3 protein-coding genes are annotated in these 1,876 nt (G+C 67.2%); 2 read left to right on the top strand and 1 reads right to left on the bottom strand.

The genetic code is table 11. The features are described 5' to 3' along the window. Positions 1 to 2 precede the first annotated feature (2 nt). Positions 3 to 194 carry an RNA-binding S4 domain-containing protein gene (locus LQV45_RS29080; protein WP_230010510.1) on the top strand — a complete coding sequence of 64 codons (192 nt, stop codon included), beginning with the start codon at positions 3 to 5 and terminating at the stop codon, positions 192 to 194. 47 nt (positions 195 to 241) lie between these two features. On the opposite strand, the gene LQV45_RS29075 is transcribed toward LQV45_RS29080, so the two are convergent. Continuing rightward, positions 242 to 898: an alpha/beta hydrolase gene (locus tag LQV45_RS29075; RefSeq protein ID WP_230010506.1), complete on the bottom strand. Its 657-nt coding sequence runs from the start codon at positions 896 to 898 to the stop codon at positions 242 to 244. Positions 899 to 992: 94 nt separating this feature from the next. On the opposite strand from LQV45_RS29075, the gene LQV45_RS29070 reads away from it, so the two are divergent. Beyond that, positions 993 to 1,865, top strand: a complete 873-nt coding sequence (locus LQV45_RS29070; RefSeq protein WP_230010513.1) for an SGNH/GDSL hydrolase family protein — start codon at positions 993 to 995, stop codon at positions 1,863 to 1,865. The last annotated feature ends 11 nt before the right edge of the window (positions 1,866 to 1,876 follow it).

Below are 1,876 nucleotides of genomic sequence, written 5' to 3'. Positions count from 1 at the left end.
TGATCCGGCTGGGCCAGCTGCTGAAACTTGCGAATCTGGTCGAGGACGGCGTGGAGGCCGCGGAACTGATCAAGAACGGGCTGGTGAAGGTCAACGGCGAAATCGACGAGCGCCGCGGCCGCCAACTGCACGACGGCGACACCGTCACCGTGAACGGCCGGACCGTGCGGATCAGCGCGCCCCCGGCCGCCTAGCCGCCTGTCCCGGCGTCGCTTCCCGGCGCACAACTTCCCCGGCGCGCCTACTTCTTGGCGTTGAGCACCACGTGCGTGAGGAACTCCGAGACGTGGCCGATCTCCTGCTGGTTGATGCCGTGCCACATGCCCGTGTAGAGGACCTTGGTGAGCAACACGTGCTTGCGCACCCAGCCGACGGTGTAGTCGATCTTTTCCTCGGTGATCACGGGGTCCTGCTGGTCCCGCCCCCAGAACAGCGGCACAGTGCCGTCCAGTTCGCCGTCGCGGAAGCTGGGGTCATCGCCGGCATCGACGACAAAACCTGACAGCCCGACGACGGCGGCAAAGTCGGCCGGCCGCTGCCGCAGCAGCGTGGTGGCCATGGCCATGCCCATCGAGAACCCCAGCAGCGTCACCGACGGGTGGTTGGCTTTGACGCCGTCGAGCCAGTCCTGAACGTAGCCTGCCGCGACCTTGACGGCGTCGAGCGAGTAGTCAATGGACCCTGTCAGCGGGAACCAGGTGAAGCCCGGTCCCATGGCGATCGGGGCGCGCAACGAGGCCACCGCGAATTCCTGCGGCAGCATCCCGGCCAGGCTGAGCAGATCCTGTTCGTTGGCGCCGTAGCCGTGCAACAGGACAAGAAGCGGCTTTCCGGCCCCTTCCTGCTCCGGCTGGGACCATTGGACGACAGGGGCGGGGAAGGCGTCAGCGTGAGTCATGGAACTATTCTTGCAGTTACCCGGCGGTAACAAATTACGGTGGCGCAGCTAAACGGGAACAGTGCAGGATAAGGGGGTGAGCAATACCGATCCCATGGAAAATTCACCGGACTCCCCAGCCGAGACCACCGTTGACACCGTCACCCACCCGTGGACCCGGTATGTGGCGATGGGCGACTCATTCACGGAGGGCATCGGCGACCCGGAACCGGCCAGTCCGGGCGGCCATCGGGGCTGGGCGGACCGCGTGGCCGAGGAACTCAGCCGTGGGCACAACGACTTTGCCTACGCGAACCTGGCCGTCCGCGGCCGGCTCCTGCAGCAGATCGTGGACCAGCAAATGGCTCACTGCCTGTCCCTCAAACCGGACCTGATCACGCTCTCCGCAGGCGGAAACGACCTCATCCGCCCGGGCGGCGATCCGGACGTGCTGGCCGAAAAGCTGGATTCGGTGGTGCAGATCCTGAGCCTGGGCGGCGCCACCGTCGTCCTGTTCAACGGCCCGGATACCGGCTCCACGGTGCTGGGCCGGATCCGCAGCAAGGTGGCCATTTACAACGAGAACCTGCGCACGATCGCCGCGCGCCACGACGCCGTGATCGCGGACATGTGGTCGCTGCGCCAGCTCAATGACCCGCAGATGTGGAATGTCGACCGGCTGCATTTCTCACCGCTGGGCCACCACACGATCGCGGCCATGGTGCTGGACTCGCTGAACGTCGAGCACACGCTCCAGCCCCTCTCCCCCAAACCGCTGCCGCAGCGCAGTTGGCGCGAGGCGCGCAGCGGGGACCTGGTGTGGGCCAGGGAGTATTTCGTCCCCTGGGTGGTCCGCCGGCTGCGGCACCGCTCCTCCGGCGACGGCATGACGGCCAAGCGGCCGCTGGCCGGCCCGGTGTTCGGTCCCGGCGTTCCGCTTGGTTCCGGCGAAGGCCCGCCCGGCGCCGAGGACGCGGTGCGGTCCTGAGGCTTCGGGCC

It is taken from the genome of Microbacterium sp. Bi128, assembly GCF_918698205.1.
This window is presented reverse-complemented; position numbering and strand designations above follow the sequence as displayed.